Origin of the sequence: Peribacillus sp. YIM B13481 (assembly GCF_042787985.1) — a bacterium.
GTDB lineage: Bacteria > Bacillota > Bacilli > Bacillales > DSM-1321 > Peribacillus > Peribacillus simplex_A.
This window is the reverse complement of sequence record NZ_JBHZPE010000076.1, coordinates 1-13590: the sequence shown is the minus strand read 5'-3', so window position 1 is coordinate 13590 and position 13590 is coordinate 1. Positions and strand designations below refer to the sequence as shown.

12 protein-coding genes and 4 pseudogenes are annotated in these 13590 nt (G+C 37.6%); 1 reads left to right on the top strand and 15 read right to left on the bottom strand.

Annotated elements, in window-relative coordinates; genetic code table 11:
- Window positions 1-130: 130 nt before the first annotated feature.
- From ACFX4X_RS23700 to ACFX4X_RS23675, 6 genes and pseudogenes are all read right to left on the bottom strand, one after another.
- Complete coding sequence (locus ACFX4X_RS23700; protein WP_377387040.1) at window positions 131-913, bottom strand: DeoR/GlpR family DNA-binding transcription regulator; 783 nt, start codon at window positions 911-913, stop codon at window positions 131-133.
- Between the two features lie 27 nt (window positions 914-940).
- Window positions 941-1954 (bottom strand): ABC transporter ATP-binding protein, encoded by a 1014-nt coding sequence (locus ACFX4X_RS23695; protein WP_284470958.1) that lies wholly within the window; start codon window positions 1952-1954, stop codon window positions 941-943.
- Window positions 1954-2826 carry an ABC transporter permease gene (locus ACFX4X_RS23690; RefSeq protein ID WP_377387037.1) on the bottom strand — a complete coding sequence of 291 codons (873 nt, stop codon included), beginning with the start codon at window positions 2824-2826 and terminating at the stop codon, window positions 1954-1956. The genes ACFX4X_RS23695 and ACFX4X_RS23690 overlap by 1 nt, the downstream gene beginning before the upstream one ends.
- Entirely contained in the window at window positions 2823-3677 is an 855-nt protein-coding gene (locus ACFX4X_RS23685) for an ABC transporter permease (RefSeq protein WP_377387034.1), read from the bottom strand. Before ACFX4X_RS23685 ends, ACFX4X_RS23690 begins: the two co-directional genes overlap by 4 nt.
- Window positions 3678-3760: 83 nt before the next feature.
- Window positions 3761-4637, bottom strand: a pseudogene (locus ACFX4X_RS23680) (alkaline phosphatase family protein).
- The gene (locus ACFX4X_RS23675) at window positions 4627-5739 is read right to left on the bottom strand and encodes an ABC transporter substrate-binding protein (RefSeq protein WP_377387031.1); all 1113 of its coding nucleotides are present in this window, start codon (window positions 5737-5739) and stop codon (window positions 4627-4629) included. Before ACFX4X_RS23675 ends, ACFX4X_RS23680 begins: the two are co-directional and overlap by 11 nt.
- A gap of 1113 nt (window positions 5740-6852) precedes the next feature.
- Between ACFX4X_RS23675 and ACFX4X_RS25575 the strand changes: the two are divergent.
- Window positions 6853-7092: pseudogene (locus ACFX4X_RS25575) on the top strand (tyrosine-type recombinase/integrase); the annotation flags it as partial.
- Between the two features lie 504 nt (window positions 7093-7596).
- Here the strand turns inward: ACFX4X_RS25575 and ACFX4X_RS23670 are convergent.
- From ACFX4X_RS23670 to ACFX4X_RS23630, 9 genes and pseudogenes are all read right to left on the bottom strand, one after another.
- Entirely contained in the window at window positions 7597-7995 is a 399-nt protein-coding gene (locus tag ACFX4X_RS23670) for a Ger(x)C family spore germination C-terminal domain-containing protein (RefSeq protein ID WP_377387028.1), read from the bottom strand.
- A 4-nt stretch (window positions 7996-7999) separates the two neighbouring features.
- Window positions 8000-8821, bottom strand: a pseudogene (locus tag ACFX4X_RS23665) (ATP-binding protein); the annotation flags it as partial.
- A 111-nt stretch (window positions 8822-8932) separates the two neighbouring features.
- Window positions 8933-9228, bottom strand: a pseudogene (locus ACFX4X_RS23660) (electron transfer flavoprotein subunit alpha/FixB family protein); the annotation flags it as partial.
- Between the two features lie 79 nt (window positions 9229-9307).
- Entirely contained in the window at window positions 9308-9475 is a 168-nt protein-coding gene (locus ACFX4X_RS23655; RefSeq protein ID WP_377387025.1) for a hypothetical protein, read from the bottom strand.
- Window positions 9462-9587 (bottom strand): hypothetical protein, encoded by a 126-nt coding sequence (locus ACFX4X_RS23650; RefSeq protein WP_284470973.1) that lies wholly within the window; start codon window positions 9585-9587, stop codon window positions 9462-9464. The genes ACFX4X_RS23655 and ACFX4X_RS23650 overlap by 14 nt, the downstream gene beginning before the upstream one ends.
- Before the next feature lie 58 nt (window positions 9588-9645).
- Window positions 9646-10788, bottom strand: a complete 1143-nt coding sequence (locus ACFX4X_RS23645; protein ID WP_377387022.1) for an acyl-CoA dehydrogenase — start codon at window positions 10786-10788, stop codon at window positions 9646-9648.
- 139 nt (window positions 10789-10927) lie between these two features.
- Window positions 10928-11710, bottom strand: coding sequence for an SDR family NAD(P)-dependent oxidoreductase (locus ACFX4X_RS23640; protein WP_284470975.1), 783 nt, complete (start codon window positions 11708-11710; stop codon window positions 10928-10930).
- 224 nt (window positions 11711-11934) lie between these two features.
- The gene (locus ACFX4X_RS23635) at window positions 11935-12411 is read right to left on the bottom strand and encodes a 2,4'-dihydroxyacetophenone dioxygenase family protein (RefSeq protein ID WP_284470976.1); all 477 of its coding nucleotides are present in this window, start codon (window positions 12409-12411) and stop codon (window positions 11935-11937) included.
- 187 nt (window positions 12412-12598) lie between these two features.
- Window positions 12599-13387, bottom strand: coding sequence for an SDR family NAD(P)-dependent oxidoreductase (locus ACFX4X_RS23630; protein WP_377387018.1), 789 nt, complete (start codon window positions 13385-13387; stop codon window positions 12599-12601).
- Between the last annotated feature and the right edge of the window lie 203 nt (window positions 13388-13590).

The following is a 13590-nucleotide window of genomic DNA, read 5'->3' as shown; positions in this document are numbered from 1 at the left end:
TATATAGCCCCTTTTCTCATTCTATCTATTAAATTCTCTTTCTAGCTTTTATACCTGCTCTCAATAAAAAGCCAATCAAAAAAGAGAGAGAACTCCCTCATCCATCTCGATATGTCCTTTTATGGATTGACTATGCTTGAATCCAATTGACCTCCTCTATTTTTGAATGATTTCTCCATTCCTCTGGAAATGGTTGCTCACAGACAATCACATCGACTTTTTCTAGAGGACAAACTTTACTAAATGTGTCGACACCAATTTTAGAGTAATCCGTTAGCAATATAACTTGCTTTGATACCTCGACCATCTTGCGTGAAACTAATGTTTCATGTAAATGATAATTACTAACCCCATTTTGAATGGAAACACCACCAGCTGAAATGAACGCTTTATCAATATTAAATTGATTTAACATTTGTTCAGTGAGACCGCCGCTTATAGATTGATGCTTTGGATCAATTTGTCCGCCTAGTAATAGAATTTGTCCTGTAAACTTATTTTCATTGAGCAATTCGGTTAACATAGACGACACAGGAAGAGAATTGGTTAAAATCGTAATGTCTATTTTATTTTCGATACACTGCGCAAATTCAAGCATGGTTGTCCCTACATCAATGGCAATCACATCTCCGTTAGAAATGAGTTCTACTGCTTTTTTCCCAACCTTAATTTTCGCTTCTTGATTCACCGTTGTACGCTGTTTAAATGGAGGCTCCTCAAATTCAAAGACTGTTTTAATCGCTCCACCGTAAACCCTCTTTAAAAGCCCTTTTTCCTCTAATATCATCAAATCGCGTCGAATCGTTTCCTCTGAAACATTAAATTGATCAACTAATTCCATTACTCTAACTTTTCCCATTTTGTTAAGTTCTTTTAAAATTTCATTCTTTCTTTCTTCTGGCAAAACAGACATATTCCTTCCTCCGTAATCATTAATAATTTATAAAATAATGCATTCTTTCTTCGGTACAACAATATTGACGCGTGCTCCTTGTTCAAACATTTTTCCTCGGTGGTGAAGATAGTCTACAAGGAAAGCGGACTCATCTGTTTCTACTTCATATCTTAAAACATTCCCTGTCATGGAAACATCTTTAATAAACCCTTTAATTCCCCAGTTCTCTTGTAAATCCAAGCTATCCTCACCAGCAGAAACTAATTGTAAAACTTCAGGACGAATCGCGACTTCATTCCCTTTTAATTCTGTGCTGCGAACAAGTTTATGGAAAACTTCCATATTACAAACATTATAATTTCCGATAAATTTTGCAACAAATGTATTGGCTGGAGAAGTATAAATTTCTGATGGAGAACCGGATTGTACAACTTTTCCTTTATTCATGACAAAAATTCGGTCAGACATCGTCATTGCTTCTTCCTGATCATGCGTAACAAAAATAGTTGTAATATCTAATTCTTTCTGTATTCTCTTTAATTCTTTTTGCAAACTTTTTCTAATTTTAGCATCCAATGCGCTTAACGGCTCATCCAAAAGCAGTACTTTCGGCTCCATGACAAGCGCACGGGCAAGAGCAACCCTCTGCTGTTGTCCACCAGATAATTGATGAGGATACGACTCTTCTTTTCCTATTAAATCAACCATATCAATCATATTTTTCACTTTTGATTTAATATTTTTTACCTTCTTCATTTTAAGGCCGTACGCGATATTGTCAAAAACGCTCATATTTGGGAAAAGCGCATAAGACTGAAATACCATACCGACTTCACGCTGACGCGGTGATAAATTAGTAATATCTTTTCCATCAATTAAGATTCTTCCTACATCAACACCTTCAAGCCCCGCAATGGAACGTAATAATGTACTTTTCCCGCATCCGCTTTGCCCAAGAAGTGTAGCAAATTCTCCTTTTTTTAATGTTAAAGAAATGTCATTTAGAACGACTTGATTTTCATACCCCTTAGTCACTTGATTGATGGTTACATAGCTCATTACTTTTCACCTTCTATAGCAGTATTTTTATTACAGTGTTGTTTTTTAAAAAATGAAGGAATTCGCTTCTTATTTGACACGACAGGTTTTTTTTCGTTTCTAAACGTAAGTTTTAATACAATCCCCGTTAAAAGTAAAATCATTGAATAATAAGTAATAACAATTGCACTTGTTAAGTGACCACTGCTGTTTAGTTTGTCGGCAAGATAAATTTGAATGGTTTCAAATCGGCCCCCGACAAGCAAATTGGCAAAAGCAAACTCACTAAATAAAAGAGCGACTGATAATAAGGTAGACACTAAAATACCAGATATAATATTTGGAAACACCACTGTGCGAAACGACTGGAATTTGGTAGCACCCAGTAATTCAGCTGCATCAACAAGCTGCACAGCATTAATCGTACGAAGACTGCTACGAATACCTTGATACATAAATGGCAGAATCGTTATGAAATAGGCACCGATTAAAATCCAAGGTGTTCCGGCAATTTGAATCGGTCCATCTGAATATACCTTGATTAATCCGACAGCTCCAACAATGGGAGGAATTCCATAAGGAAGCATAGCTGCTGCTTGAAGTAACCCTTCCCATTTACTGAAATATACCGTGATGATAAAGATAGTCGGAAGCATAATAACAACACTAAGACCTACAGACATGACAATTAAAAACAGCGTTCGTCGAAAAGCATCATAAAACCGTTCATCTTGAAATAATTCAATATACCAATCCATTGTATAACTCTCAGGTAAAATGGTATGATCCCATTTTCCGGCAACCGAGAATAAAAAGGTTCCTACAAGCGGAATTAATAAATATATAACTAGTAACCCAACAATCACTTTATGAAAAGTCAATGAAGATTTCATCGTAAATCCCTCCTAATGCGGCGCATCATTCGTTCATTGAACCACATCGCCCCTATCATTGTCGCTGCTAGAAGAACTCCCATCGCACTACCTAGCTGCGGCTTTAATGCAACGTCACTAGCAACTAGAGAGGCAATTTGCAATGACAATAAGTTATAGTTGCTGCCTACTAATGCATAGGCAGTAGCGTAAGCTCCCATCGAATTAGCAAACAAAATGCTGAATGTACCTACAATACTAGGTAAAAGAACTGGAATCCCAATGTGAAGCCAAAATGATAATGTTGATCCTCCTAATAATGAAGAAGCTTCTTTCCATTGTTTCTTAATTCCTTGATAAGACGGGTAGATGAGCATAATAGCAAGCGGAATTTGAAAATATATATAAACAAGAATGAGGCCTGTCCATGAATATAAATTAAAATCCGCAAACACATCCCCACCAATCTTTGAAAAAAGCAACGTAAACAGCCCATTGTTTCCAAGTAAAATAATAAATGAAAATGAAAGGGGAATTCCCTCAAAGTTCGACGTCATATTGGCAATCATCAGCAGGCGATTTTGTATTTTTTGTGAGAACTTTGTAAACGAATAGGCTGCAATGACTGCTATAAACACAGAAGTTACGGCAGAAAACAAGGAAATGACAATGCTATTTTGAATACCTTGTAAGTAAAACTTACTTTTAAATATGGTGATATATTGATCAATCGTAACTTGAATTCCATCGTCTGCATAAAAACTGTCTTTAATCATTGCCACTAATGGTCCTATTTCAAATCCAATCACAAACATAATAAATGGCAATAAAAGAGCTAATAAGTAAATTTTTTGTTTTTTTATTTTTCGCAAGACTTCTCGCTCCTCTTTGTTCTATAACATTTTGGGAAAATTCAGGAATTGATTTAACAGTACGTTCGTTAAACCAATTCCCGTCAACCTTCATTCTTCATTTTAATGTTGAATAGTGGTATCTTTTTTAAAGGGTATTTTTTTCCTTTCAGACCTGGAAATTGATATGAAATCATTTTATTGGACGGCTCAATATATAAAAGTTCACAAACGAGCGGCGCAAAAGCTAATTGCGGAACTACTTCACTGTAAACACCAGGTTCAACTTTTGGACTCATGATAAAGAGCGGTACATCACGCTCACCATCAGTTATGCCGCCATGGTTGCCATATTCACTCATGCCATGATCAGATGTAATTAAAATGTGGTAACCTTCTTTGATCCAAATTGGCAAAAGTTGTGCCAACAAGCTTCCCATTTTTAAGATTTGTTCACGATATTCTTTCGGTTCCGAACCGAAAATTTCTCCTTTTACATCTACACCGAGCGGATGAATATATAAAAAGTGTGGGTCATACTTTCTGCGCAAAGCTTCTGCATCCATAACACATGGCTGTCTGGATAGTCATCATCCCAATAAAATTTTCCATATTGAAATGGCTTAGACTCATCCTCTTGCTCACGATCTTCAATAAAATGGAATGGCGCGCGATTATAAAGTTCGCTTACCCAGTAATAAGATACCGTTCCGTTTCTTAAGCCGTTTTCTTTCGTAAGATGAAAGATACTTTTCTCAGTAGATAAGCGAACGGCTTGATTGGACGTAATTCCGTTCACTGATGCCGGTGTACCCGTTAGTAACACTTCATATAATGGACGGGAAAGACTTTGAGTTCCGACTTTACTTTGTAAAGTGCTGCCTGATTTGTTTCAACTAGATGTTGAATAAATCCAAGAGCCTCACATGCTTTATCATATCTCATACCATCAACAATAATTGCTATTACTTTATTTGACATGGACTAACACCTCTTCTTGCCAAAGCTGTGGTAATTTCTTTGCTGTTTCTTCCCAAGCTTTGTAATCTTCAATAGGTTTTGCATTTTTGTACTGTTCTTCTGGAACCATTTTTTCAGCTACTTCTTTCGGTAGTTCTACATCGCGAATTGGACGGGCAAATCCTTTAGCTAAGTTAATTTGTCCTTCATCGCTTAAGATATATTCTCTAGTTGCCATCGCCGCATGCGGATGCTTTGCATTTTTGTTAATAATAGTTGCGTAGCCGCTTACGACTGAACCTTCACTTGGAATGGCTACATCAAATTGATCGCGGTTAATTTGGTCAGCGTAACCTAGAGCATTGAAATCCCAAACAAGGGCAACTTCCACTTCCCCTTTTTCGATGTTAGCCGGCTTGGCATCAGTTAAGCTAAGGCGGCCTTGCTTGGCAAGCTTAGCAAAATAGTCAATTCCTGGTTGGATATTTGTTTCATCACCACCGTAAGCCTTAGCGGCAGCAAGAACGGCCATTTGGTTCTGTGTACCACGCTGAACATCTCCAACTGTTACTTTATAATCTCCTTTTAATATGTCATCCCATGATTTTGGCGGGTTATCTACTAATTCTTTATTAGTAAAGAATGCAATCGTTCCTTGGTAGCCAACAACCCAATCTCCATTGTCATCTTTTGCCCAGTCAGGTACCTCGTCCCAATAGGAAGTTTTATATGGCATCGTTAATTCTTTTTTTTCCGCGATTGGCCCAAAGGAAATCCCTACATCGCCCATATCAGCTGTTGCATTCTCTCCTTCAGATTCCATTTTGGCAATCTCTTCGGCACTGGATAAATCTGTATCGCTGTGTTCCAACGTATATTTTTTCATCACATCATTCCACGTTTCTCCCCAGTTAGCCCATGAATCAGGCATACCGACACTATTAATTGTCCCCTCTTCTTTTGCCTTTGTTTCAATATCTTTCAGGGTTAGTGAGTTTGGATCTTTAACAACTGGAGCAGCCTGCTCTTCAGGAGCTCCACAAGCAGATAATCCTAGTACACTCACTCCTAACATCACAGCTTGAATAGACTTATAACAGTTCTTCTTGAATGTGTAATTCATAAAAAGGGCCTCCGTTTAGTGTGGAATCTTTAATGTTTATTAATTTTTATTACGGTTTCATCATAGTTCGACAACATTAATCCCACATTAATCAAATATTAAGGTTTTGTAAAACCACTTTTTATTCGTCAAATTCATCAGCTTTTATTTTCATAATCATCCAGAAAAAATCCTCAACAACAGTACGAAAATAGGGTAAAGTAAAAGCAAATCTATAATAGGGTTCCTACCACATCCCATCAAACTAAGCGTGCCAAGAGTTAATTTAAAGTGTGTTCTCTTTATTTTGCTACAGTAATATTAAAATTGTGCATTAATAAGGATAAAACTCCTCCAACAAGTGGCAATGTTGCCTAAACTTCATCCCCATGACCCAAAGTTTAAATCTCTTTATTTGACGGAGGATTCTTTTAGATGCAATATCAAAGTATTTTCCCAGATTTTACAACGTCTTATAAAAACAAAAACTAAAATTATCTTTAACCGAGTTGCGATGGTATTAGGTTTATCTTAGGCGTTACTCTATACCAATCTAGAAATACGAAACCGAATTGAAGGAAATGAATATCACTTTTGAAAATTTTGCGATGAAATGGATTGAATATTATGATATTTAAGTAAAAGTAAGCAGTGTAAGAGCTCGTAGCATTGCTATAAAGCACCTTATATCTAAATGGGGTCATCTCCCTTTGCGAAAGATAACAAGGCATATGTATCAGTCCCATTTCAATGAATTGTCCAAGAAGTTTAGCAATAACTACCTTGACAGCATTCATACTACTGTAAATATGATTTTTAAACACGCTATCCGCCAAGTTTTTCTACTTGCAAACCCAATAGAAGGTTTTGTTATGCCTAAAAAACAAATAACTTTAAAATACTTTGAAGAAGAAGAACTCAAAGATAAATTTTTGAAAGTAAGTGAATTGATGGCATTCTTATGTATTGCTTAAGAACATGGACTTTCTTTTGACTATCTTACCTTTGCAACTTAGCGTATACGGGAGTTCGTTTGGAAGAAATTCTTGCTCTAAAGTGGTCAACCCTTGACTTCATAAAAAACTAAGAATCACAAAAACTTATTACAATCCTAACAAATGAAGCATATGAAGATTGAAAAAGCACATCACTCCACACAGTTTTAGACATACCCACACATCTCTTCTCATTGAAGCTGGTGCAGGTATAAAATAGATATAAGAGAGATTAGGACATTCAGACGTAAATACAACAATGAACATCTACGCACATATGACAAAAAATATTGAAGAAAAGACCTTCCATAAGTTCAGTGAACTTATGGAAGGTCTTTTCTTCAATAGTGAAAGTAAGTTTTCAGAAACTGAAAGTTAGCAAAATGTTAGCAATCCACTCTCATCTTACTCCAAAACCCAGTCATACCAAGGGTTTTAGGCGATGATTACATCATAATTGAAGAAAACAGGGCTAAAAAATCTTATCATATAAACACTTTCTAAAAATTCATCACCAATAATCTTTTTAAAATTACACGAGGAAAAGCCGAGGACAAATTAAAGGGTCTGGTATTACGATGAAGTATTTAAACAATAATAAAAATCGAAGAGCCTAAGCTTCTTTGATCTTTTTATATATAAATAATCTTCTTCATTAAGCAAGTTTTTGTAGCTTCCGAAACAAGAAATCGTTTGTAAGCCTCTTTGCCCTTTAGGTGCAATCAATAACGTTTGACTTGCAAAACTTAATGGCTTATTACAGTCTTTGCTACCTCATTCTAAATCAAGCATGGCCTTTGTCAAAAAAAGCTTGCAACTTTAATCCCTAAAAGGGTAGAAACCGGGATCGGTTCTCAGCATCCCCATTATGAAAGCTTTTGTCCTATTGATAATTCGTTGATCCCATGCCCTTAATTATTGTTTTTACATGTATGTTTATTTTTGATTTTGCCAGAGTGTTCCCCCAGTCTTCTTGTACTTTTTTCCACTCTTGATAAGTGTAGGCTCTTGCATACAGACCAAGCCCTAATGGATCAATTTGAGACTTTTGTATTTTTTGAATTAATTGATTGGTTTCATTCTCAAGCTCATTTGCAATGCTTTTTTCAAGCTTTGCATAATCTTTTCGGACATCGAATGGAAAGAGTTGTTCGGATAGCGAGATTTGTAAATCTACATTTATATCAAATACAAAGCGTCCATTGAACTTTACTTTCTTCTTTACTTTCAAATCTGAAATGGAGAAGCTGATGTATGGTTTGCCTTTACTGGCGGATTCCATAGAAAATGGTACCTGCCCCTGAATATTGTACGGCCTTCGCGGCTTTTAATGCCGCCTCTCCCATTTTCGTTCTTAGTTCTTCATCAAGTGCAGGGGATGGCGCTTCTTCAATTAGCTTTTGATGGCGTCTCTGGATTGAACAATCACGTTCCCCTATGTGCACGACATTGCCAAAGGAATCACCCATAATTTGGATTTCAATGTGTCGAGGCTCTTCAATGTACTTTTCTAAATAAACACCTGCATTACCAAAAGCTGTAGCTGCTTCTTGCTGCGCCATTGAAATCGCATTTTTTAACTCTTCCTCGCATTTAGCAACCCGCATTCCTTTTCCACCACCACCCGCAGTGGCTTTAACAATAACTGGATACCCGATACGTCTTGCTGTAAAAACAGCTTCATCAATATCTTCAATAATCCCATCCGTACCTGGGACAATTGGTACGCCAGCGTATTCCATCGTTTCTCTCGCTACCGCTTTCGCCCCCATCTTACTGATGGCCTCAGGTGTTGGTCCAATAAAAATGATATCGTTTTCAATACATAAATTAGCAAATTCTGCACTTTCCGCTAAAAATCCATAGCCGGGATGGATAGCATCTGCATGTGAAATTTGAGCAACAATTAATAAATTGGTCATATCCAAGTAGCTCTTAGATGATAGGTGTGGTCCAATGCAATAGGCTTCATCTGCTAGACGTACATGCAAAGCTTCACGGTCTGCTTCAGAATATACAGCGACCGTAGATATCCCCATTTCCTTACACGCCCTAATCACACGGACAGCAATTTCTCCTCGATTAGCAATAAGAACCTTTTTAAACATATACGAATTCCTTTCCAAAAGCTTATTATTGTCTATCAATCACTCTATTGATAGCAGATCTTTATTGAGAAGAGATGCACTTATTAATCAGGAGTAATAACATGTTCTTATTTAAGAATTTACCAGTTTTTTTTTAATTTCTTTCGCTAGAAGCGGAATCAACTCAAACAAATCCCCCACAATACCGTAGTCCGCTACTTGAAAGATAGGTGTTTCGGAATCTTGTTAATCGCAACGACAACTTTAGAGGTAGACACCCCGACTAAATGCTGAATGGCCCCTGAAATTCCGCAGGCAATGGACAAATCAGGGTTTACGACTTTTCCCGCCTGTCCGATTTGAAGTGAATAATCTCAGTATTCAGCACCTAGCACATCCGCCAATTCCTGAAGCGGTTGTGTTCCATCCATTCGGTCAGCAACGAGCTATAAGATTGGATGTACAAATCACTTGATGGCAAAACCGATTCAAAAGTACCAGAGAATTTCATGTCACCTTACTTTTTTTCGCCTGTATTTCACACACAACAACGTTGTCAGCTTTTTTCTCTACTACTTTGCCATCAAACCTCCTTTTCTCTTGAAAGCCATAACCGCCAATGATTTGCAAAAAAGCGAGCGGAACAGGAATACCAGCATCCTTAGCTGACTCCAAGCTGTAGAAAATCATCCCCTATTGCAATCGCCAATTCTTTTATTTTTCCTTTTTCCACTGCCATGCGGTAAGGCTCTAACTCATGCCCATGCAAATCTTTCACGTTTGACAAACCCATTCGCTTCTTTTTAATAGATTACATTCCTGTTTTCGTTAATATTGAGTTTTTTCTATGCTTTAAGCAGATTTCCGGCAATAACAAGACGCTGAATCTCTTGCGTCCCTTCATAGATTTGGGTGATTTTAGCATCTCTCATATATCGTTCTACCGGGTATTCCCTTGTGTAGCCATATCCGCCAAATACTTGAACAGCCTCCACCGCTACTTCCATGGCGGTGTCTCCAGCAAATAGTTTGGACATTGCAGATTGAAGTCCGTAAGGAATTCCTTGATCCTCACACCATGCTGCCTGATACGTCAATAAACGGGCAGCTTGAATTTTTGTGGCCATATCGGCTAATTTGAATTGAATAGCTTGAAGTGAGCTAATCGGTTTGCCAAATTGGACGCGATCCTTTGCAAATGTTACGGCATTATCAAATGCTCCTTGAGCGATTCCAACAGCTTGAGAAGCGATTCCGTTCCGACCGCCGTCGAGAGTCTTCATGGCAATCTGGAACCCTTCACCCACTTGGCCCAAAAGATTGTCCTTTGGAACCCGGCAGTCCTCACAAATGATCTCTGTCGTGGAGGAAGAGCGAATTCCCATCTTTTTTTCCTTCTTTCCTACAGAGAAGCCTGGGAAGCCCTTTTCCACAATAAACGCAGAAATGCCTTTATGCTTTAGTGCAGAGTTGGTCTGTGCGAAAACGATATAAGTGTCGGCATAGCCTCCGTTGGTGATAAAAATCTTCGATCCGTTCAAAACCCATTCATCTCCGTCAAGAACGGCTGTTGTTCTCATTCCACTGGCATCAGATCCGGATCCAGATTCCGTCAAGCAATACGCACCCATGTTTTTTCCTTCCGCCATGGCCCGCAAATATTTTTGCTTTTGATGTTCCGTTCCAAACTTGTAAATCGGCCATCCGGCTAACGATGTATGTGCCGAAAGTGTGGTCCCAATTGAAGCGTCCACCCGAGACAATTCCTCCACCACGATCACATAACTCAAATAATCGGCACCTGCACCTCCGTACTCTACTGGCCAAGGAATGCCACATAAACCAAACTCTGCCATCTTTTGCCAAATCTTGATATCAAAGTATTCCTCTTCATCACGTTGAGCTGCAGTAGGTTCACATTCGTTTAGAGCAAACTCACGTACCATTTTTTGCATCATTTGATGTTCCTTAGATAATAAAAAATTCATCATTAGTCCCCTTTTTTGATTTTGTTATTCCAAACAAGATATCTTCTGAAAAACTATGTAAGCTATTTGCCATTGTAAATCTATCAAGATAATACTTTTAAATACTCCAACTCTTCCAAGGATAGGACCTTAATGGTATTTACACTTTTTGTTCGATAAGCTTTCGGGTATAGATAGTTACCCATTTCCTTGGCAACAATCCCACAGATTTAGCCATGAGTTTATTTTTAAAGCCTGGAATGATTACAGTTTTATTCTTCATTAACCCTTCAAATCCGCACTTGGCAACAGCTTGCGGCTCTATTAAGTTCTTAATGAAAATTTTTGTTCTTGTTGAAGCCAACCCTTGCGTGAGCGGCGTTTTGGTAGAAGGGGGACATAATACAGAAGCTTGAACTCCGGTTCCTTTAAGTTCTTCCGCAATTGCTTCCGTAAAGAATAAGACGTAAGATTTGCTGGCACCGTACATCGACATCCGTGGAGTTGGCTGAAAGGCTGCTGTTGAAGCCACGTTTAAAATTTTACCTTGCTTTCGTTTCACCATGTCATCCGCAATAAGTTTAGTTAAATACGTGAGAGAGATCATGTTGAGCTGCAGGTATTCCATTTCTTTTTGAATATCCAATTCCGTCATCAACCCTAATCCGCCTGCTCCAGCATTATTAATCAAAATATCGATGTCGATTCCTTCGCATTTCAAGTATCGATGTAAGCTCTCTACCGTTGTATGGCTGCTCAAATCGCCGGCAAAAGTATTCACTTGCAAGCCATATTCCTTTTTTAAGCTCTCGGCTTGTTGTTCCAACAACGCCGAATCTCTTGCAACTAATACCAAGTTATAATAATGCTCTGCAAAAACTTTTGTGAATTCATATCCGATCCCTTTTGTAGCACCAGTAATCAAAACCGTCTCTGCTGTCATTTATCATTATTCCTCCTAGCATTATTATCTGTTAAGTTAGAATATTAAAAATTATAAAAATATTATTATGTTTATGATTATACTTATAAGTTTTAATTAAATAAAATTAAAAATATTAATATATAAATTATTACTACTAATATTAAAATTAAAAATCCCAGAAAAAAGAGAAGCCTCTTCGTCATGTGGACACCGGGCTTCTCCTTTTTTTATGAATCTAACTATCAAAATTTAGTCACATCAATAGGCTCAATTCCTTCAGCCGCACAATATTCATAGTATCTTTTCAGGAATGATTCCCAATTATCTCTGGCAAGAATTTCTCCTTCTTCACCCAAATAGTCTAATGTTCCTTCTACAATATTGAAGGTGATAACATCTTCATCCCCTACAGCTGTCGGCGTATGTTTGGAGCCTGCAGGCTCATAAACCATGTCACCAGGTTTGGAGATCCAAGGCTCCTCGAGATATCTCCAAGTCCCTTGGACGGTATATACAATGACTGTTCCAGAATGAAAATGGGCCGGAAGCTGCATTTTCGCAGGAACACATAATAACGTAACCGTCTGTCCGGTCACAGGGTTGGCTTTAAGCAACTTAAACCTCGCATCTCCAAAATATGGAATCCAAGGCAATTCATCTACACTAACATTACCTGCATGAAATACTTCTACTTCTTTTACATCTTTTAAATCACTCACTTAAAATCCCCTCTTCCAATAAATATTTATTTAATTCGCATATTGTTATCGCTTTCATCAGCAAGCAAATTAACTAGTTCGAATTTATTAACTCAGTTTATTCGTAATTTTTAGTTAAGTAAAATTGGTATTTTTTAATTGTAGTTAAGTATGATTAATTTACGCAACCACGTTATTTGGTTGAAATTTACTTAGCCCCAAGTCCACCATCAAGAGTCAAAATTTGTCCAGTACAATAATCAGATGCTGCTGAAGCAAAGTATAGGAGTGCACCTACCAAATCATTGTCATTGCCTAATCTTCTAACTGGAACTTGTGACGCAATGAAAGGGCCTGCTTTGTGTACAAGTGTTCCCGGTATTTCGGGGTTATTCATACCTGTAGTGAAAACTCCAGGAGCAATTGAATTTACATACACTCCATGTCGTCCCCACTTAACTGCCAGATCCTTCGTTAAAGTCATGACTGCACCCTTACTAGTTGTATATCCGACAGAATCTACAGCTTCCGGGTCAACTCCTTTAAAGCCGATACTAGAAGAAATGTTAATGATTTTACCGTATTCGTTATTAATCATATGTTTACCAACTGCCTGACACATCAAGAATGTTCCAGTCACATTTGTATCCATCATAGATTGCCATTGTTCTAAAGGCATATCCGTAGCAGGAGACTCAAAAACTGTTCCGCTGCCGTTGACTAAAATTCTGATTTCCCCAAAATGAGAAACCGCTTTCTCAACACCTTGAACGACAGATTCCCGATCTGTGACATCCAATGACAGAGCAAGTGCCTGTCTTCCTAACGCCTCGATTTCTTTTACAACTGCTTCGCAAACCTCTAAACGCCGTGAACATACAACAACGTTTGCTCCAGCTTCTGCCAATGCCAGTGCCATTACACGCCCTAACCCGCTGCCGCCTCCAGTAACGATTGCTGTCTTACCATTTAAATCAAACAATTGGTTCAATGACATTCTTGTTCTCCTCCTATTTTTTTAGAATATTCAAAGTTTTTAAAATACTATTGATATTGATTATACTAATAAATTATAATTAAATAAAATTAAAAATTTTAATCTGTAAGTAAGTATTACTTATATTTAAAGGCTCTTTTCGTAAAGATTGTTGTTTTTAAAACGAAACTATTTAAGGTTGATTGGAGCGGAAGTGCGAGACT

Coding starts and splice junctions, on each gene's coding strand:
- ACFX4X_RS23700 (WP_377387040.1), bottom strand. CDS start 913: ATGTCTGTTTTGCCAGAAGAAAGAAAGAATGAAATTTTAAAAGAACTT.
- ACFX4X_RS23645 (WP_377387022.1), bottom strand. CDS start 10,788: ATGAATTTTTTATTATCTAAGGAACATCAAATGATGCAAAAAATGGTA.
- ACFX4X_RS23640 (WP_284470975.1), bottom strand. CDS start 11,710: ATGACAGCAGAGACGGTTTTGATTACTGGTGCTACAAAAGGGATCGGA.
- ACFX4X_RS23670 (WP_377387028.1), bottom strand. CDS start 7,995: ATGGAATCCGCCAGTAAAGGCAAACCATACATCAGCTTCTCCATTTCA.
- ACFX4X_RS23675 (WP_377387031.1), bottom strand. CDS start 5,739: ATGAATTACACATTCAAGAAGAACTGTTATAAGTCTATTCAAGCTGTG.
- ACFX4X_RS23690 (WP_377387037.1), bottom strand. CDS start 2,826: ATGAAATCTTCATTGACTTTTCATAAAGTGATTGTTGGGTTACTAGTT.
- ACFX4X_RS23695 (WP_284470958.1), bottom strand. CDS start 1,954: ATGAGCTATGTAACCATCAATCAAGTGACTAAGGGGTATGAAAATCAA.
- ACFX4X_RS23630 (WP_377387018.1), bottom strand. CDS start 13,387: ATGTCATTGAACCAATTGTTTGATTTAAATGGTAAGACAGCAATCGTT.